This window comes from Alcaligenes sp. PF14, assembly GCF_037150615.1.
In the GTDB taxonomy this organism is placed as follows: domain Bacteria; phylum Pseudomonadota; class Gammaproteobacteria; order Burkholderiales; family Burkholderiaceae_B; genus Alcaligenes; species Alcaligenes phenolicus.
In genome coordinates this window covers 79,850-99,198 of record NZ_JBAGRS010000001.1, presented here as the reverse complement: position 1 = coordinate 99,198, position 19,349 = coordinate 79,850, and the positions used below count along the sequence as shown (strand labels likewise).

Below are 19,349 nucleotides of genomic sequence, written 5' to 3'. Positions count from 1 at the left end.
CGTCGCGGCTACTTGCTTGGCCGCCTTGCAAAGCAGGCGCACGCCCTAACCGTGCGTGCGCTTGAACTCGCGCATGAACTCTCCCAGCGCCTGTACCGCATCCAAGGTGACGGCGTTGTAGATGCTGGCGCGCAAGCCCCCCGTTGACTGATGGCCCTTCAAGCCGTGAAAACCATTCTTTTGCGCTTCTTCAACAAATAAAATATCTAAATCAGTTTCAGCAATATGAAATGGAACATTATTGATGGATCGATAGTCAGGTAAAACATTGTTGATATAGAAACCATCACTGCCATCAATAATCTCATAGAGCAGCTGCGACTTTTTCTTATTTATTTTGTGCAATACTTCTATTCCACCAACACGCTCTATCCATTCCAGCATCAAACCCAGCACATACCAGGAAAAGGTTGAGGGCGTATTTAATAGCGATTGTTTTTTTGCTTGAATGGAAAAATCCAAAGCTTGTGGCGTATTTGCCAAAGGCCTGTCTAAAATAGCAGGATTAAGTAATACCAGCGTAACACCGGCAATTCCCATATTTTTCTGGGCCGAGGCATAAATCAAATCGTGAGCCGAGACATCAATCGGTTTTGACATCAAGCTGGAGCAAGCATCACATACCAAGGGAATAGGTGAAACAGGTGGTTTTGAAAATTGCAAGCCCTGTGCAGTTTCGTTCTCTGTGTAATGCAAGTACGCTGCATCCCGATTAATATTAGATTCATTAATCTCGGGAATACGATCAAATCCAGTTTCATAAGAACTGGCTACGATTTCGACATTCCCATATTGCTTGGCGGCATTAGCCGCCTGTTCCGACCATAAACCCGTATGTATATAGTCCGCTGTGTTTGCTTGATGAAGCAGGTTCATCGGTATTTGAGAAAACTGCAGGTACGACCCTCCTTGCAGGAGCAAGACGTGATAGTCCGTTGGCACGGCCAGAACACGACGCACAGCGGCGTCGGTACGATGGGCAAAATCCATGAAAGGCTGGGAACGATGGCTGATTTCCATCACGGACACCCCTGTGCCCGCAAAATCAAGCAGCTCATCACGTATTTGCAATAGAACATCCATTGGCAAGGCGCTGGGCCCTGCGCTGAAATTAAAGGGTCGGGACATACTTGCTGAGATCCTGTACAAACCTGAACGCCGGAACAGGCCCCCCTATTTCGGCAATGACAATCAAGTCTACGAGCACAATGGTCTGACTAGTCAGACCATTAATATTCTCTGGAGCAGACCGCATGACGCGTTCGTTTGAACTGGACACCTTGAAGATGCGTCTTAACGATGACGAACTTCAATCCCTGGATCTTCACCAACGCATTCAGCGTGCCTTGCGGGCGTTGATTCTGGATGGCGCGCTGGGTCCGGGGGTCAAGCTGCCTGCCACACGCTCGCTGGCCAAATCCTTGGGCATGGCCCGCGATACGGTTGAAAACGCCTATGTTCAACTGCATCGCGACGGCTTTATCGTGCGGCGCGAGGGCTCGGGCAGCTATGTTTCCGAGTCGGTCGGCACGGAGCTGCGCGGCAGTGCCTATCGCCGCATCAAAGCCCAGGATCTGAAACGCAGCGTAATGGAACCCGGTACGGGCTTGAGCCGTCGGGGTCGCGCCGTGTTTGAAAGTGGCGGCATTGCCGATCAACAGACCATCAAGGCCTTTGCCACTGGCCTGCCGGAAACCCGCAACTTCCCCACCGATGTGTGGGAACGCCTGCAGCGTCAGGCCATGAAAGACTATCGAGCCAACATCCTGCTGCATGGCGATCCGCAAGGCACCGAGTCCCTGCGTAAAGCGATTGCCGTGTACCTGAATCTGGAGCGTGGTGCGAAGGTCTCGGCCGATCAAATTTTGATTCTGAGCAGCACGCGCCAGGCCTTGTTCCTGTGCGCGCAATTACTGGTCGATGCTGGCAAACCCATTCTGGTTGAAAATCCTGGCTACTTCGGCGCCCGCAAAGCCTTTGAAGCGGCCGAGGCTCGTGTCGTACCGATTGGCGTGGACGAGCAAGGCTTGCGCACCGATCTGCTGAATGAAGATCGCAGCGGCGCGAACTGCATTTACGTGACACCCTCGCACCAGTACCCCACCGGGGCCACCATGTCCCTGGAACGTCGTCTGGAGCTCATACACTGGGCGGCTGAAAATGGCCGCTGGATTATGGAAGACGACTACGACAGTGAATTTCATTACGACGGCTTACCCACGGCGTGTGTGCAGGGTCTGGATAAATACCAACGCACAATCTACTTGGGCACCTTCAGCAAAACCCTGTATCCGGGCCTGCGCATGGGCTATATGGCACTGCCACCCGAGCTGGTCAAACCCTTCACCCAGGCACGCAGCATCATGGATGGTCACACACCGCAAATCCTGCAGCTGACGCTGGCGCGTTTTATGGAGGACGGACATTACAACTCGCATATTCGCGCTATGCGCAAGCTGTATGCCGGGCGGCGGGAGATCATGCTGGAAGCCATCGAGCAGCACTTGCAAGGAATCGTTCGTGCGGCCCGACCTGAAGGCGGTTTGCAGATTCCCTGCTTTCTGGAGCCGGGCTGGTCAGAAGAACACACGCTGCGCCGCGCCTTGAGCGCTGGCGTTCAACTGCCGGGTTTGAGCCGTCTGTACATTGGTGAAGAAAAACAACAGGGCTGGCTGCTGGGCTATGCCTCCCTGACCGCCTACGAGATCGAGTCCGCCATGTTGCGTCTGGCCAACGCTCTGCGTCAGGGCAAAGGCTGAGCCAGGAAAAATCAGTACATCAAGGGGTATCGCCGGTTCAGGTCTGCGACCCCTTCCAAAATGGCATTCTCGGTGCGGGGATTGCGCGAACCACTGCGCACCCCGCCCAGCAAGGCCAGAATCATGTCGCCAATTTCCTTGAAATCATCTTCACCCAAACCGCGAGTCGTACAGGCGGCACTGCCGACCCGTACCCCCGAATAGGCGCCAGAGGCTTGCTCATACGGCACACGGTGTTTGCTCAAGCTAATGCCCAACTGAGCCAGAACCTGCTCAACCAAAGGCCCGGAAAGGCCCCAAGGGCGCAAATCCACCACACCAAAATGACAGTCTGTTCCCCCTGACACCACCGTCAGCCCACCTTCGGACAAGCGGCGACACAGGCTGCGCGCATTGATGATGACGGACTGGGCATAGGCCTTATAGGATGGGCTCATCGCTTCACCCAAAGCCACCGCCTTGGCGGCCAGAATGTTCAGCAAAGGTCCGCCTTGCAGCCCTGGATATACGGCCTGGCTCAAGCGCTCGGCCAGCTTGGGCTCATTGCTCAAGATAATCCCACCACGCGGTCCGCGTAAGGTGCCATGCGTGGAAAAGGTCGTGACATGGGCATGTTTGACGGGTGACTCCATCAGACCTGCCGCCACCAGCCCCGCGCCGTGGGCCAAATCCACCATCAAATAAGCGTTGATCTCGTTGGCAATATTCCTGAACTCGGCAAAATTTGGCGTACGTGAATAGGACGAACCTCCGGCAATGATCAACCGCGGCCGTTCCTTGTGGGCCAGGGCACGAACCTCGTCCATGTCGACCCATTGCGTCTGACGATCCACTCCGTACGAGCAGGTCTGAAACCAGCGTCCGGACACATTGAAATGCGAACCGTGGCTAAGGTGCCCGCCCGCACTTTGATCCAGCGCCAGAATCGTGTCGCCCGGCGAGAGCAAGGCCAGGTACACCGCCAGATTGGCCTGGCTGCCCGAGTGCGCCTGCACATTGGCGTAAGAGGCCCCAAAAACCGACTTGGCCCGCTCGATAGCCAGCTCTTCGGTTTGATCGGCTTGTTCGCACCCGCCGTAAATCCGTTGCCCAGGATAGCCTTGCGCCTGCTTGTTGCTGAGCAAGGAGCCCTGCACGTCCAAAACGGAGCGGCTCAGGTAATTCTCGGAAGCGATCAGCTCAATGGTGTGTTGTTGACGACGCCGTTCGGCTTCGATGATGTCCCAAAGATTGCGATCACTTTGCTGTAGAAATTGCGAACCCGCCAGAGGCTGGTGGGGGGTGTCGCCACCGGCAAGACTCTTCATGGGAGTTCCTGTTTAGAGATTGGCCACGATAGGGTCGTGGCTCATTGCCCGATACCAGGCAAAAGTGCTGCCCTGGACGCACGAACTCCAAGGGCGAAAGATAAACATCCTATTCTGTTTATCGATCTATAAAACAGTCCATTAAAAATTAACTCACCAGACCACTTTTAATTATTGTTATTTGAATAAAAATTCAAAGCATAAAGAATTAAAAACCCTCTGAAACACAGAGAGAACGCCAATCCCGATCATCCTGGTCAAGAATTAAAACAAGATTCAAATTTTTATCATTAAGTGGTCTGTCAAATGATCTTGAAATGGTCTGTCATTTATTGTCATAGGATCATTAGAATGCAGCCAACGAATACTCAACGCCCGTACTTCTAAACGTTCAAGCAGATTATCACCTTTTTCAATCTGTACACGATAAACACATCCCCAGTTTTCCCACGACTACAGGAAACGCCATTGCTTTAACGGCAGTTCAACCACGCTGATCCCCACGGCTCAAGAAACCCGGCAACGGGATTTTTTTGGGCCTTGTCCATAAGAATCGGCAAATCCTTTTAAGCCTGCGAATTTCCATTTGGAAATAAAGATAGGTGGAGTAAAGAAACGACCTGTTCATTTCGAACAGATCGCAATCAACAGCAAGGAAGTTTGAAATGACAATCAAAAGCTACGAAACTGATGACGCCGTACGGAATATGCTGCAAAAGCTGTCTGTACTTTGGAAAAACCGGGCTGCCGTGAATCAGGAACTGCCGGACTACAACAATCTGGCTTTCGATCCCAACAAGGCCGATTTCAGTGAATGCCTGCTGCCTTTTCGCGGGCATCAGGCATGGCTGGAAGCTCCTGAAGAATTGAAATCGCAGTGCTTGTCCTACGCCTGGGGCATTTACAACCTGAAGACCATTTACGTTGAGTGCAACGTGGTCACGCCTTCTTGCGAAGACATCATCAAGACCCCGCCCCCAAGCGCCAACCGCAATCTGCTGCAAGACGTGATGTCCCAGGCCTTGCTGGACGAGGCCCTGCACACTCGCATGTCCATCATGGCCTGCAACTACATCTACTCCATGCGTGGTCTGACGCCCCTGGATTTCACCAATTTCAACCTGGTGCAGTGGCGCAATGGCATCCTGAGCCAATGCGGTTCCGAATCCGAGCGTCGTCTGACCCGCTTTGCCATTGCCTGCGCGTCCGAGACCCTGATTACCGACTACCTGAAGACCATGGCCGAGGACAAGAGCATCCAGACCGTGTGCCATGAAGTTACCCGCACCCATGCCATGGACGAGTGGAGCCACTCCAGCGTGTTCAGCTTTGTTGCGTCGGACATCATTCACGGACTGAGCCAGAAAGAGCGCGAGCATATGCGCGCCGTTATTTTGCGCACCGTAGAAATGTTCGCCAACAATGAAATGGGCGCCTGGGAAAAAGTCTTCTCCATGGTGAATTTCCCCAATGCCCGCGACATTTTGCACGACACCGGCGACTCCAACGAAATTGGCGTGTACACCGGCTCGGTAGAAAGCCTGATCGAGCGCATTGGCCTGAACAGCAAGTCCGGCAAGGCTCCTGCCGAGGCCGAACAGCAGGAGGCGCTGCAATGACAGCCATGATTCAGGCGCGCTGCGAGACCGTTCGCCCCGAGGCCGGAAACGTCAAAGTGTTTACCTTGCGGGTGCAGGGCGGCCATTTTGATTTTCTGCAAGCCTTGCAGGCAGGCAAGCACGTCGCCCTGAGCTACCCCGATACCGGCGGCACCATTCAACAGCGTATGTATTCGATCACTCGTATGGCCGATCCAGACCTAATTGAAATTGCCGTAAAAGGGTCGGGGCGCAATAGTGTTTCCGATCACTTGCACGCCACCTTGCGCGAGGGCATGAGTGTGCCCCTGCAATATGTGGCGGGTGAAATCTCGGTGAACTCCATTGTGGGTTACCAGCGTATCGCCATGATTGCAGGCGGCATTGGCATTACCCTGCCCATTGCCTTGCTGCGTGAATTGGCGACGCGAGCCCAGGACGGCTTGCCTGTACCACAAGTACATTTGCTGCTCAGTATTGCCCGTATTGCCGACATTCCTTTCCTGCACGAGCTGCTGCAGCTGGACCTGGGCACCAGCTGGTTCACGCTGACCGTGTTTGTCACGCAGGAAAAGATTCGCGAAAGCGCTCATTTCAAAGTGGGTCGCCCCTCTTTTGAAAATATGGAGCAGTTAAAAGACCCACAGGCCGTCGTGATTTGCGGCAGCCACGGTTTTGCCCAGGCACTGCGCGAATACACCATTCAGGCTCACCCCATCTCGCATATGTTGATTGAAGCCTTTTCCCCACCGGCCAAAGCGGGTGTGGAAATCCTGCCTGAAGCGGGCAGTCCCCCCTTGCAAATCAATGTGCGCAGCACCGGGCAAACGCTCAACCCTGAGCCGGGCAGCAGCCTGCTGGAAATGCTGGAAGCAGGCGATGTGCCTATTCGCAGCCAATGCCGTTCGGGCATTTGCGGCGCGTGCCGGGTACAGATTTCGGAGGGCGAGTACCGCTCTGAACCGGATTTTTGCCTGAGCGACCAGGACAAGGCCCAGGGCCATGCACTGGCATGTTGCACCTTCCCCTTATCGGGTGCCATTAATGTAGACATCGGTACCACGAGCTGACATCCTTACCATCTGGATTGAAAGAACCTCTTATGAAGAAAGTCATCGCACTGCGTCATATCCATTTTGAAGACTTGGGCACACTGGAACCTGTTCTGATCGAACAGGGCTACCAAGTTCAATACATTGACCCTTCCGTCGAGTCACTGCGTCACGTGGGTGAACAGGACGCTGACCTGCTGGTTGTATTGGGCGGGCCAATCGGCGCCTACGACGAAAAGATTTACCCCTTCCTGTCTGATGAGCTGGAACTGATCAACAAGTTCTTGCTGGCAGGCAAACCTTTGCTGGGCATTTGCCTGGGCGCACAACTGATTGCGCGCGCCCTGGGTGCCAATGTCTACCCCCTGGGTGTGAAAGAAATCGGTTTCTCTCCGTTGAAACTGAGCGAAGCGGGCAAAGAATCGCCCCTGGCCGCCGTTAGCGGCATTCCCGTCCTGCACTGGCATGGGGATCAGTTCGATATTCCAGACGGAGCCATTCACCTGGCCAGCACGGACGTAGGCCCCAATCAGGCCTTCTCCTTCGGAACCCAAGTACTGGGCCTGCAATTTCACCTGGAAGCCGACACCAGCAAACTGGAACGCTGGCTGGTTGGTCATGCCAACGAACTGGGACAAGCTGATATCGATCCGCAAATGCTGCGTCTGGAAGCCATGGCGGTACAAAAACGCCTGCACGCCGCTGCCGCTACGGTCCTGACCAGCTGGCTCTGCCAACTTAAACAGGCCAGTTCCGCTGATTGCGCTGCATGAACACTGCTGCTGTAACGTTCGTCGATCGTGAACGACATCCCTACCATGTGGATGTCGTTTCGATTCAGTCGCAAGTCGTCTACGGTCGGGTGGGCAACAATGTTGCCGGCCCGACTTTGCGTAGACACGGCTTTAAAGTGGCCGCCGTTCCCACCGTGTTGCTCAGCAACAACCCGCAATACCCCACGGTGCACGGCGGCGCTGTCCCCGATGAATGGCTGGAAGGCTTTCTGAATGATCTGGTCTTGCGCGGTGCGCTGGACAAGGTACACGCTGTCCTGATCGGTTATCTGGGCAGCGCCAACCAGGCCGTCATCATTGCACGCTGGTTAAAAGCGTTGCTGCAAGAGCACCCTGACACTCTGGTGATAGTGGACCCGGTCATGGGTGATCTGGATGTAGGCGTCTACGTAGACCCGGCACTGATCCCCGCCTATCACGAAACCTTGCTGCCGCTGGCCACGGGCCTGACCCCCAATAATTACGAGCTGTCCTTGCTGTCCCAACAGCCTTGCGACACCATCCAGGGCAGTTCCAGCGCCGCGCACGCCTTGCTAAATGGCCGGACCGAATGGGTCATTGCCACCAGTGCCGCCCCCGACTCCTGGCAGGATGGTCAGATCAAATTATTGATGTCTCGCAAGGAGCCGCGTGCCGACACCCTGCTTAGCCATCCGCGCGTGGATTGTGCCGCCAAAGGTACCGGAGACCTGTTTGCCTCCACCTTGCTGGCCCATCTTATTTTGGGTGCAGACCTGCATTCTGCGGTGCATACGGCCAGTGCCAGTGTGCTGCATCAATTGGAGTTGACCCGCCAGGCCGGACATCAGGAATTAATTTTGCCAATAGATCCTTTCCGAGCCTGAGCAAATATTTCCTAATCTAACAAACCTTTCAACCGGCAGTCGTTCTCGTTAAGCTGTGCCCTCTTAGTTACAAACGGAGCATGACATGGGGCTGCCTTTTAAAAGCACGCTACATCCACGGGTGTTCTGGGGATCTACCTTTATCGTCCTGGTCTTTTTGCTGATCGGGATTATTTTCCCTAAAGACGCCGCACTTATTTTTGAGCAGTTACAAAACTGGGTCATCAAAAGTTTCGGCTGGTTCTATATCCTGGCTGTGGCCCTGTTTTTCTTTGCCGTCGTCTATCTGGCATTAAGCCGCTACGGCAATTTGAAATTAGGGCCGGACGACTCGGAGCCTGATTACCCCTATCTCACCTGGATGGCGATGCTATTTGCTGCCGGTATGGGGATTGGCCTGATGTTCTTTGCCGTGGCCGAGCCACTGCAACACTTCTCGGCCCCGCCCTCGGGCCTGGCCAGCACAGTGGAAGCCGCCCATCAGGCGCAGATCATCACCTTCTTTCACTGGGGCGTTCACGCCTGGGCCGTCTATGCGGTCGTTGGCTTGTCGCTGGCCTACTTCTGCTTTCGCTACAACCTGCCTTTAACCATCCGTTCGGGCCTGTATCCCTTATTTGGCAAGCGTATTGAAGGCTGGATTGGCGATAGCGTGGATATTTTTGCCGTGTGCGGCACGCTATTTGGTATTGCTACCTCCATGGGTTTGGGCGTACTTCAAATCAATGCCGGTCTGGAGCATTTATTTGGCTGGCCGCAGGAAACCTGGCTGCAAATTGTCCTGATTGTGGTGGTTACCTCACTGGCTACCTTATCTGTTGTCAGTGGACTGGATGTTGGCATTCGCCGCCTGTCCGAACTGAATTTGCTGGTTGCCATTGCCTTGATGCTGTTTGTGCTCGCCGTGGGCCCCACAGCCTTTTTGATGAATGCTTTTGTACAGAATATCGGCGGTTATCTAGATAACTTCTTTGCACGCTCATTTAGTACACAAGCATTCCGCGGGCAAAGCTGGATGAAAGCCTGGACCCTGTTTTACTGGGCCTGGTGGATCGCGTGGTCGCCCTTTGTCGGCATGTTCATCGCCCGCATCTCGCGTGGCCGCACCGTACGTGAATTCGTACTGGGCGTCTTGCTGGTGCCCACCGTCTTCACCTTCTTCTGGATGACCGTTTTTGGCAACACCGCCATCTTCCTGGATATGGGTGTGGCGGCAGGCCAACTAGCCCAGGATGCTGCCGCGAATGCATCCGTGGCCCTGTTCGAGTTCCTGGAATACCTGCCTTGGTCCAATGTAACCTCGACTTTGGCAATTATCCTGGTAGCCATTTTCTTTGTGACCTCGGCCGACTCGGGCTCTTTGGTTATCGATACCCTGGCCGCCGGTGGGGTGGAAGATGCTCCAGTCTGGCAACGCATTTACTGGTGCGCGCTGGAAGGCACCGCTGCCTCCCTGCTCTTGCTGGCCGGTGGTCTGACAGCCTTGCAAACCGTCACGCTGGTCAGCGCCCTGCCCTTTGCCATCATCATGTTCTTGTTGATCCTGGGGCTGTTCAAAGGCATGAAGGCAGATATGTCACGATTGCGTCGTCAAGGCCCCATGTCCGGCCCGGCTCCCGGCTCGGAAGTGTCCTGGCGTCGACGCCTCTCGACGATCCTGCACACGCCCAACCAACGCGATGCCCGGCGCTTCATGGGTGAAACCGTGGTTCCCGCTTTGCAGGCCGTGGCCGACGAGCTGGGCAAACGCAATCTGAATGTCAGCCTGGAGACCAGCGAGCAGGATACGGCCCAACTGACCATTCAGGCCGACAACCAGCGTAACTTTGTCTATGGCGTCGAGTTGCGCGCTCGTCGGGTTGCCAGCTTTACCGCGGCAGCAGCACGCAACGAACAGGCTCGCCCTCAAGAATGGCAAGTGCGTACTGTCTTTGCCGATGGCAGTCGGGGTTATGACTTGATGGGCCTGTCCTCCAGTCAGGTCATTAACGACATCCTGAACCACTTCGAGCGCTATCAGTCCCTGGTCACTTCCGAAGCCACCGCGCTGTACGCGCAGTCGCCCGACCCGAGCTAAGCCTCTGTTCCGGTCTCCAGTTTTCTTTCCAGAATCTGGGGACCGGGCCCTTGCTGGCCCAGAATATCGGCCGGATTACGCAAGGGACACTCACTCATGGACAAGCACCCACAGCCAATACAGTGGGTCAGCTCATCGCGCAGTCGCGTCAACTGCTCAATACGATCATTCAAACTGGCCTGCCAACGGCTGGACATGGCTCGCCATTGCTTGCTCGATGGCTTACTGCCCGGTGGCAAACCACGCAAGGCCTCGTGGATTTCCTCCAGAGGAATCCCGGTACGCTGCGCTACTTTGATGATCGCAATGTAGCGTAAAACCACCGAATCAAAACGACGCTGGTTCCCGCTATTACGGGTACTGGCAATCAAGCCCTTGGCTTCATAAAAATGCACGGTCGAGACAGGGACACCACTGCGTTTGGCCACTTCCCCCACCGTCAAGGCACGACTGAAATCCACTGTTTTTGCCATCTTGACACCCCTTGACCTCAAGTTAACTTGAGGTTTTATAGTCCAGGTACCTAATTAAGGCAAGCCATGTTGGCTGCCTCTTTGTTGTCACAGGAACCTGCCATGCCTCCCCTCATTTGGATTCTGTTTGCCGGACCTCTGTCATGGTTACGGCAAGCCCAGCTTGTGTCAGCCACCTACTTCAAACCCGAAGACTGGTCGCAAAGTGATCAGCGATTCGGCTGGACTCTTCCCAACAAACAGCCTTTGTGGCCCTCTTCCCTGACAGGAGGGTCGGCAGCATGAGTTCGCGTCGTACTTGGATCATGATTCCCGTTCTGGCCGGCGTATTGGCCATAGGCTGGCGTTTGCTACCAGTCTCGCAAGAAGCTCAAGCAGGGGGAGCCTATCCGCCTGCCGTCGTCGAACTATCCAGCGTCGAGTCCCAGACCGCTCCTCGTCTTTTGCATGCCGTCGGTGCACTGGAAGCCTGGCAGCAAGTGCTGCTCAGTGCAGAGACCAGCGGCCGTATTCGCAAGATTGATTTCACCTCCGGACAGCAAGTCAAGGCAGGCCAGCCACTGGTTTTGCTCAATGACGAACTGGAACAAGCCAGCGTGCGCCGCGAGCAGGCACAGGTCAAACAGGCCGCCATTCAGCTCACCCGTGTACGCAAGCTGAAGGAACAGCAAGCCGCTACCCAGGAGCAGTTGGATCAAGCCCAGGCCGATCACGCTGTGGCCCAGGCCCAACTGCAATATCAACGCGCTGAACTGGCCTTGAAACAGATTGCCGCCCCCTTCTCGGGTCGCATCGGTATCACCAGCTTGCATCAGGGCCACTACTTGCAACCCGGCCAAGCCATCGCCAGCCTGGTCGATGACAGTCAACTGCGTGTAAACCTGACCGTGCCAGAGCAAAGCCTGCCGGATCTGAAGGTGGGCCAGACCCTGCACGTACAGGTGGACGCCTGGCCAGGCGAGAACTTCCAGGCTGAAATCAGCGCCATCGATCCCTTGATTGGAGATTCGCGCACCGTGCGCCTGCAAGCGCTGCTGCCCAACCCGGACAATCGCCTGAAAGCGGGGATGTACGCCCGTGCTCAATTGAAGCGCCCCGCCGAAGCGCCCGTCCTGACCGTGCCCGAAACCGCATTGACCTACACCGCCTACGGCCAGACCGTGTTTGTGGCCTCCCCCACGGATCAGGGTCTGTGGCAGGTCAAGCGCGTGGCCGTACAAACTGGCGAGCAATGGGATGAGCGTGTCGAAATCATTGATGGCCTGAAAGAAGGCGACAAGGTTGTGAGCGCCGGCCAGATCAAGATTCAGGACGGCTCCACAGTACAAACCGCCAAGGACAAGGAGCCCGTATGAACACCACCTCCCGTCCCGGCTTTACCGACTTGTTCGTTCGTCGGCCGGTACTTGCCCTGGTGGTCAGCGCCTTGCTCCTGATGTTGGGGCTGTTCTCTTTGGACAAGCTGCCCATCCGGCAGTATCCCCTGCTGGAGAACTCCACCATCACGATTACCACCGAGTACCCCGGCGCCTCTGCACAACTGATGCAAGGCTTTGTCACCCAGCCCATCGCCCAGGCTCTGGCCTCGGTGGAAGGGGTGGATTACCTGTCCTCCAACTCCGTGCAAAGCCGCAGTGTCGTGACCCTGCGCATGGAGCTGAACCGCGACTCTACCCAGGCCCTGACCGAAGTCATGAGCAAGGTCAGCCAGGTGCGCTACCGCCTGCCTGAAGGCGCCTATGACCCGGTTGTGGAACGCTCCTCCGGGGACTCCACTGCGGTGGCCTATGTAGGCTTTTCCACGACGTCAATCTCCATCCCGGAACTGAATGACTATCTGTCCCGCGTGGTGGAGCCTATGTTCTCCACGATTGATGGCGTGGCGAAAATCCAGACCTTTGGTGGTCAAAAACTGGCCATGCGACTGTGGCTGGACTCGGACCGCATGGCGGGCTATGGACTGACAGCTGCCGATATTGCCCAGGCTGTACGTGCCAACAACTATCAGGCCGCCCCCGGCATGGTCAAAGGCCAGCATGTCTTGAGCAATATTCAGCTCAATTCGGACCTGACCAGCGTAGCCGAATTTCAGGACCTGATCGTGCGCGAAGACGGCACCTCGCTGGTTAGACTGCGCGACGTAGGCAAGGTAGAGCTGGGAGCAGCAGCGACGGAAACCAGCGCCCTGATGGATGGCCTGCCCGCGATTCACCTGGGCTTGTTCCCCACTCCCGGCGGCAACCCCTTGCGGATTGTGGAAGGCATTCGTGATCGCCTCCCAGCCATTGAGGCCACCTTGCCTCCCGGCGTGGAAGTGGCCCTGGCTTTTGAAACCGCCCGCTTCATCCAGGCCTCGATTGATGAGGTGCTCAAGACCCTTACCGAAGCCATGATTATCGTGGTGCTGGTGATTTATCTGTGTCTGGGTTCTTTCCGCAGCGTGCTGATTCCGCTGGCTACCATTCCCTTGTCCATGTTGGGAGCAGCCGCCTTGATGCTGGCCTTTGGTTTCAGCATCAATTTGCTGACCTTGCTGGCCATGGTGCTGGCTATCGGACTGGTAGTGGACGATGCGATTGTTGTGGTTGAAAACGTACACCGTCACATTGCCGCCGGACGCTCACCCGTGGTGGCGGCTTTATTGGGCGCACGTGAAGTGGCCGGCCCAGTGATCGCCATGACCCTGACCCTGGCCGCCGTCTATGCCCCGATTGGGCTGATGGGTGGCCTGACTGGAGCACTGTTCAAAGAGTTTGCCCTGACGCTGGCCGGTGCCGTGCTGGTATCCGGGGTCGTGGCCTTGACCTTGTCCCCAGTGATGAGTTCCTTGCTACTGCCCTCACAGCAAGATGAAGGTCGCATGGCGCACCTGGCAGAGAGTTTCTTTGGTGGTCTGTCGGCCCGCTACGGTCGATTGCTGGCCCGCTCCTTGCGCCATCGCTGGATCACGGGCGCCATGGCCTTGCTGGTCTTTATCAGCCTGCCCGTGCTCTATCAAATGACGCACAGTGAGCTGGCTCCCATTGAAGATCAGGCCAGCGTGCTGACAGCCGTGAAAGCTCCGCAAAATGCCAACCTGGCCTATGCCGAGCGCGACGGCAAGCTGCTGGATGACACGTATCGTGAAGTGGCCGAAACCGAAAGCACCTGGTTGATTGTGGGGACAGACGGCCCGGCTGCCAGCTTTGGCGGGATCAACCTGAAGGACTGGAGCAAGCGCGAGCGCGATGCCAGCGCCGTACAGGGTGAGCTGCAAGGACGTGTCAGCGCGATTCCCGGCAGCAGTATCTTCGCCTTCCAGCTTGCCCCCTTGCCCGGTTCCAGCGGCGGTCTGCCGGTTCAACTGGTACTGCGCAGCCCCGGCGACTACCGCACGGTGTACGACACGATGGAGTGGGTCAAACAGCAAGCCCGTGAAAGCGGATTGTTCGTCGTGGTAGACAGCGATCTGGACTACAACAAGCCCGTTTCCCGCGTGGAAATTGACCGCAGCAAAGCGGCCAGCATGGGTATTAGTCTGCGAGATATTGCTGATTCCCTGGCCGTGCTGGTGGGCGAGAATTACCTGAACCGCTTTTCTCTGGATGGTCGCTCGTATGACGTGATTCCACAAAGCCAGCGTGAACTGCGCCTGACAGCTCAAGCACTGACACGTCAGTTTGTACGCAGCGCCAATGGCGAGCTGGTGCCTTTGTCGGCCATGGTCCAAATCCACAGCGAAGTGGAACCCAACAGCCTGCGCCAATTCAACCAGCAAAACTCGGCCACGCTGCAAGCCATTCCAGCACCGGGCGTCACGTTGGGTCAAGCGGTGGGCTATCTGGACGACATCGCCCGTCAATTGCCTGCAGGATTCACGCATGACTGGCAATCGGAGTCGCGCCAATTCACCCAGGAAAGTCAGTCTCTGGTGTGGGCCTTCCTGGCTGCGCTGGTGGTGATTTATCTGGTGCTGGCCGCGCAGTACGAAAGCCTGGTGGACCCCATCATCATTCTGGTGACGGTGCCCTTGTCCCTGTGCGGTGCCCTGCTGCCTTTGGCCCTGGGATTTGGCACGCTCAACATCTACACCCAGATAGGTCTGTTAACGCTGGTCGGCCTGATCAGCAAGCACGGCATTCTGATGGTGGAGTTTGCCAATGAACTGCAATTCAAAGAGGGCCTGAAAAAGCCCGAAGCCATCTTGCAAGCCGCCCGCATTCGTTTGCGCCCTGTGCTGATGACAACCGGGGCCATGGTCTTTGGTCTGGTGCCTCTGCTGTTTGCCTCCGGTGCGGGTGCTAACAGCCGCTTTGGCCTGGGTGTGGTGCTGGTCTCGGGCATGTTGATCGGCACGGTATTCACCCTGTTTATCTTGCCGACTTTGTATACCTTGCTGGCGCGTGATCACGCCCATCAAGCAGACACCCCGCGGGCGCGCGATTTGGCGCAAGCCCTGCGCCCTTCGACTGGAGAACACTCATCATGACGCCACAACTATCAAACAGGCTAGCGCCTGTGGCGCGTGCTCTGCGACTGGTGATCCCCAGCCTGATCCTGAGCGGTTGCGCTGTGGGGCTGGACACCTCCATTCCCACCGCTCCAAGCTTGGCCGACACCAACTGGAACAGCCAGTTCGCTCAAGCCACCGAGCAACGCGAAAACTGGTGGACCTTGCTGCAAGACCCGCAACTGAACGCCTTGATTGCCAAGGCCCTGGACCACAACCTGGATATTGCCCAGGCACAGGCCCGCTGGCGGGCCTCCCGCGCCCTGATCGACGAGCGCCAACACGACCGTCTACCCGCCATCACGGCCCACGCCAGCTACAACCGTAGCGGTTCACAATTTGCCGCGCCCGATGGCTCCATTGATCACGGTATTACCGAGAACTGGCGCCTTGGCATGCAGGCCACTTGGGAGATCGATGTGTTCGGTCGTCTGGAGCAACTGGCCCGTTCTGCGCAGGCTCGCAGCGAGGCCAGTGCAGACCAACTTGATCTGACTCGCCAGGCTATCGCGGCTGAACTGGCACGCCAATACGTGCAAGCCCAAGGTTTGCAACGGCAACTGGCTCTGGCTGAGGATGACGTACGCAGCTGGGAGCATACACTCAGGCTGGTGCAGGCTGGCGTTTCGCTGGGTCGGGAATTGCCGGAGAATCTGGACAATGCCCAGGCTGGTCTTGAGCGCGCCAAAACCCTGGTGCCCCAACTGCGCAGCGACCTGGAGCTGGCTCGTTTGCGCATCCAGGTGCTAAGCGGCGGGCAAGCCGGGAGCATTGATACGCCGTTGCCCAGCGCCAAGGCCCCCTTGGCCGCTTCCTTGCCGTTAGGCGATGTGAACGCCATGCTGTTCAACCGGCCTGACGTACGCGCCGCCCGGCAAGAAATCCTGGCCAGCTCGCACGAAGTGGCCGCCGCCACCGCCGAGCTGTACCCCCGCCTGGATCTGGCTGGCTTTATTGGCTTTTTTGCCTTGCGAGGTAGCGACCTGGGCCATGCTGCCCGTGCCTTTGATGTTTCACCTGCCATGCAATGGCCTGCCCTGCGCCTGGGCCATGCCAAAGCGCGCTTGCGTGGCATGGAGGCGGTGGCCGATGAATCACGCCTGCACTATCAACAAGTGCTGTTGCAAGCTCAGGAAGAAATTCAGGGCTCTTTGCAACGGCTGACTCAACATCAGGAAAGCCTGCTTAGCCTGACTCGAGCGGCGTCACATCTGGAAAATGCCCATGAGCGTGCCTTGACGCGTTATGAGGTGGGAGCCGGAGCCTATCAGCAAGTGCTGGAAAACCAGCGCAGCCTGAACCAGACCCGACAAGAACTGGCGATTGCCGAAACCGGCTCGTACCTGAATGTAATTGCCTTGTATCAGGCCTTGGGTTGGGGAGTGGCGACACCAAGCTCCACTGAGTAACTTCAAGCTTGATCGGATTGGGGGTGGTCTGTCTCGAAGATAGGCCGCCCCTTTTCTATTTGTGCATCCGTCTGTTGCAAAAACTCGGATAGATTCGCAATCTTGCTTTGCATTAGCCGATCCAGCAGCTTTCCGCCAAACCACAACAAGGCGCAGCAGAAAAACGTAATCGGCAATACATACCAACGCAGCCAGACCGATGCATCCAGCAACCAGCCAAGCGCGGTAAAAATCACCACTAAAGTGCAGGCAATCCAATTATTGCGCTTGGCCTTGAGCAAGAATTTCCTCAAATCCAGGTGGCCACGGTTCAGAGTCTCTAATTGCTCGTGAAGCTGATCACGGTCTTTTTGCAGTTGCACCCAAGCAGCGCGCTGCTCTGATGTCACCGCAAGGGCAGACCGGGGCTGTTCATATTCCTGATGGCTCATTATCTCTACGCTGGGGCAGCGGCGTACTCTAGAAAATCGCTATTGTAGGAGGAATGAAAACGGGTAGTGTTTCTGCCTTTTTCTCTTTGCCAAGCAAGCCTATGCCTACCACTTCAATCACGCGCCTGCTCTAGCCAGCCACCGCAGCTCAGCCTGGCCAAAACACCTGGCTAGTTCCCCCGCAAGGACGAACCTTTTTGCCCCAGGGACAGCACTTCACTGGCATTCACAATGGCAATCGAAATATCCTCAATCGTGCTGCGCTTGTTCATGGCCTGCTCACGAATCAAATCGTAGGCCTGGTCCTCGGACACCTGATGGGTACGCATCAAGATCGTCTTGGCTTGCGCCACATGCCGCTGCCCCATCAGTTTGGTTTGCAGCTTGCTGATCAGCCGACGTTGCTGGCGCAGTTCTTTATGGTATTTACGCGCCAGCACCACGGTGGACAACAAGCCAAAAGAGCGTATGGGCGAAGGCAGGATCGCCTGAATATTCAAATCCAGTACGGCCGACACGATCGTGGGGTTTTCATAATTGACCACGGCAATAATCGTGGGTGCTTCCTCCTCGCAGACCCAATCCAGGCGCAGGTGCAAAAGATCAGGCTGCACGGCCAGAAAGACCAGATCCGTTCCTGAAGGCAGGTTTTGCGTGGGTGGCCAGATCGTCTGGACCGAACACCCGATACGCTGCAGTTGCTGGGTCAGCAAGCGGCCATCGCTATCGTCCGGATGCATGACCACCATCGTCAATTGCCGCAGTTCCTTGAGCTGCGGCGAGGTGGCATGCGGAAAACGATTCCGCACTCGCAAAGGCTTGTTTGCCGGCTCATCACCGTAGGAAGAGGAGTTGGCCACGCTTTATGTCTCCAAAGTATCCAGCTTGGCAGTCCAGTCGCCCAAGGAATGGGTAACCAGATACGGGTCGGGCGAGACCGGGCGCGTTGCCTGGCGCACAATCGCAAATTCGCCGTCGGCATTGATGCGGCCAATCCGTGGATAAAGCCAAGTATGGTGATTATTGGGATCGATCTTGATCCGCCCCTGAGGCGCATCCAGTTCACTGCCCAGCAGGTAGGGCAGCAAATCTCCGATCGCATCACTGGCGGATTGTCGATACGCATTGGCGAACAAATGCATCTGTGAATAGGCAGCTTCCCAGCACAGATTAGGGTGGCAGTCGGCCCCAAAGCGCTTGCGCAAACTGGCCAGACAACGCGCATTGACTTCCGACTCGATGGACTGAAAATACGGTGCAGCGGTGAAGTGTCCACAGGCAATTTCCGCGCCCATCTGGGCAATCTCGGCTTCGGAGGTCGTCAAACTGGCAATGGGCATGGTTTGCGGATTAAAGCCCGCATTGGCATAAGCGCGATACAGATTGGCAGTGGAGTCCCCCACCACGGTGGAGAAAATAAAGTCCGGCTGCTTCTGGCGTATGTCTTCCATGATCAGGCTGTAATCGCTCTCGCTGGCATCCAATGGCAGATAGTGTTCGCCCAGCACGTTGCTATCGGGATGCTGCATGACCAGCTCGCGCATGATGCGATTGGACTCGTAGGGGTAGATATAGTCCGAGCCAATCATGTAGACCCGCGCGCCAAAATTGCTGGTCATGAAATGCGCCAGCTGCACACTGTTCTGATTGGGCGCCGCGCCGGTATAGATCACATTGCCCGAAAACTCGAAACCTTCGTACAGGGTGGGATAGAACAAGAGCTTGTTCCACTTCTCCACAATCGGGATCACGGCCTTGCGGCTGCTGGACATATAACAGCCAAAGATCACATTGACGCGGTCCTGCACAATCAGCCGCTCGGCCTGTTCAGCGTAGCAAGCGGGCCTGGACGCCGGGTCGTAGCACACCGCCACCAGTTCACGCCCCAGCAGGCCACCGGCCTCGTTGATTTCCTCAATCGCCAGTTCGGTGCCCTGCCATTGCGACTGACCAATGGTAGAGGTCATGCCGGTTGCGGAATAAAGAACGCCGACGCGTACGGGTTCGTTGTGAGCCAAAGTCCATCTCCTGTCTAGCATGGTAGGGGCGCAGGTCGACGGACCTGCCGGTAAACACTACGAGCGAGCATCAGGTTACTCCAAAAAACTGCATTAC

15 protein-coding genes are annotated in these 19,349 nt (G+C 56.3%); 9 read left to right on the top strand and 6 right to left on the bottom strand.

What is annotated here, in order from left to right:
• Nucleotides 1–45 precede the first annotated feature (45 nt).
• On the bottom strand, nt 46–1,128 hold the full coding sequence (gene serC, locus WFM49_RS00455; RefSeq protein ID WP_009459323.1) for a 3-phosphoserine/phosphohydroxythreonine transaminase: 1,083 nt from the start codon (nt 1,126–1,128) through the stop codon (nt 46–48).
• Nucleotides 1,129–1,253: 125 nt separating this feature from the next.
• Here serC and pdxR point away from each other — a divergent pair, with 125 nt between their 5' ends.
• Complete coding sequence (gene pdxR, locus WFM49_RS00450) at nt 1,254–2,759, top strand: MocR-like pyridoxine biosynthesis transcription factor PdxR (protein WP_021446938.1); 1,506 nt, start codon at nt 1,254–1,256, stop codon at nt 2,757–2,759.
• An 11-nt stretch (nt 2,760–2,770) separates the two neighbouring features.
• Here the strand turns inward: pdxR and glyA are convergent, their stop codons facing one another.
• Entirely contained in the window at nt 2,771–4,066 is a 1,296-nt protein-coding gene (glyA, locus tag WFM49_RS00445) for a serine hydroxymethyltransferase (protein ID WP_052159405.1), read from the bottom strand.
• 665 nt (nt 4,067–4,731) lie between these two features.
• On the opposite strand from glyA, the gene WFM49_RS00440 reads away from it, so the two are divergent.
• The 5 genes from WFM49_RS00440 (at nt 4,732) to WFM49_RS00420 (ending at nt 10,432) form a co-directional block, all read left to right on the top strand.
• Entirely contained in the window at nt 4,732–5,685 is a 954-nt protein-coding gene (locus WFM49_RS00440) for an AurF N-oxygenase family protein (protein ID WP_336971148.1), read from the top strand.
• Nucleotides 5,682–6,734 (top strand): 2Fe-2S iron-sulfur cluster-binding protein, encoded by a 1,053-nt coding sequence (locus WFM49_RS00435; protein ID WP_336971146.1) that lies wholly within the window; start codon nt 5,682–5,684, stop codon nt 6,732–6,734. The genes WFM49_RS00440 and WFM49_RS00435 overlap by 4 nt, the downstream gene beginning before the upstream one ends.
• Nucleotides 6,735–6,766: 32 nt before the next feature.
• On the top strand, nt 6,767–7,489 hold the full coding sequence (locus WFM49_RS00430) for a glutamine amidotransferase (RefSeq protein WP_336971145.1): 723 nt from the start codon (nt 6,767–6,769) through the stop codon (nt 7,487–7,489).
• Nucleotides 7,486–8,355: a pyridoxine/pyridoxal/pyridoxamine kinase gene (pdxK, locus tag WFM49_RS00425; RefSeq protein WP_254498914.1), complete on the top strand. Its 870-nt coding sequence runs from the start codon at nt 7,486–7,488 to the stop codon at nt 8,353–8,355. The genes WFM49_RS00430 and pdxK overlap by 4 nt, the downstream gene beginning before the upstream one ends.
• A gap of 85 nt (nt 8,356–8,440) precedes the next feature.
• Complete coding sequence (locus WFM49_RS00420; RefSeq protein ID WP_009459329.1) at nt 8,441–10,432, top strand: BCCT family transporter; 1,992 nt, start codon at nt 8,441–8,443, stop codon at nt 10,430–10,432.
• Here WFM49_RS00420 and soxR read toward each other — a convergent pair.
• On the bottom strand, nt 10,429–10,905 hold the full coding sequence (gene soxR / locus WFM49_RS00415) for a redox-sensitive transcriptional activator SoxR (RefSeq protein WP_009459330.1): 477 nt from the start codon (nt 10,903–10,905) through the stop codon (nt 10,429–10,431). The genes WFM49_RS00420 and soxR overlap by 4 nt on opposite strands.
• Before the next feature lie 281 nt (nt 10,906–11,186).
• Between soxR and WFM49_RS00410 the strand changes: the two genes are divergently transcribed.
• Genes WFM49_RS00410 through WFM49_RS00400 form a run of 3 tightly spaced genes read left to right on the top strand, consistent with a single transcriptional unit; the run spans nt 11,187 to nt 16,803 of the window.
• Nucleotides 11,187–12,260 (top strand): efflux RND transporter periplasmic adaptor subunit, encoded by a 1,074-nt coding sequence (locus WFM49_RS00410; protein WP_336971142.1) that lies wholly within the window; start codon nt 11,187–11,189, stop codon nt 12,258–12,260.
• Entirely contained in the window at nt 12,257–15,373 is a 3,117-nt protein-coding gene (locus WFM49_RS00405) for a MexW/MexI family multidrug efflux RND transporter permease subunit (RefSeq protein ID WP_009459334.1), read from the top strand. Before WFM49_RS00410 ends, WFM49_RS00405 begins: the two co-directional genes overlap by 4 nt.
• Nucleotides 15,370–16,803 carry an efflux transporter outer membrane subunit gene (locus tag WFM49_RS00400; protein WP_254498913.1) on the top strand — a complete coding sequence of 478 codons (1,434 nt, stop codon included), beginning with the start codon at nt 15,370–15,372 and terminating at the stop codon, nt 16,801–16,803. Before WFM49_RS00405 ends, WFM49_RS00400 begins: the two co-directional genes overlap by 4 nt.
• Nucleotides 16,804–16,805: 2 nt before the next feature.
• Here the strand turns inward: WFM49_RS00400 and WFM49_RS00395 are convergent, their stop codons facing one another.
• From WFM49_RS00395 to WFM49_RS00385, 3 genes are all read right to left on the bottom strand, one after another.
• On the bottom strand, nt 16,806–17,234 hold the full coding sequence (locus tag WFM49_RS00395) for a hypothetical protein (RefSeq protein WP_021446941.1): 429 nt from the start codon (nt 17,232–17,234) through the stop codon (nt 16,806–16,808).
• Between the two features lie 170 nt (nt 17,235–17,404).
• Nucleotides 17,405–18,094, bottom strand: coding sequence for an ANTAR domain-containing response regulator (locus tag WFM49_RS00390; protein ID WP_009459347.1), 690 nt, complete (start codon nt 18,092–18,094; stop codon nt 17,405–17,407).
• Between the two features lie 3 nt (nt 18,095–18,097).
• Nucleotides 18,098–19,273, bottom strand: a complete 1,176-nt coding sequence (locus tag WFM49_RS00385; protein WP_442893016.1) for a transporter substrate-binding domain-containing protein — start codon at nt 19,271–19,273, stop codon at nt 18,098–18,100.
• Between the last annotated feature and the right edge of the window lie 76 nt (nt 19,274–19,349).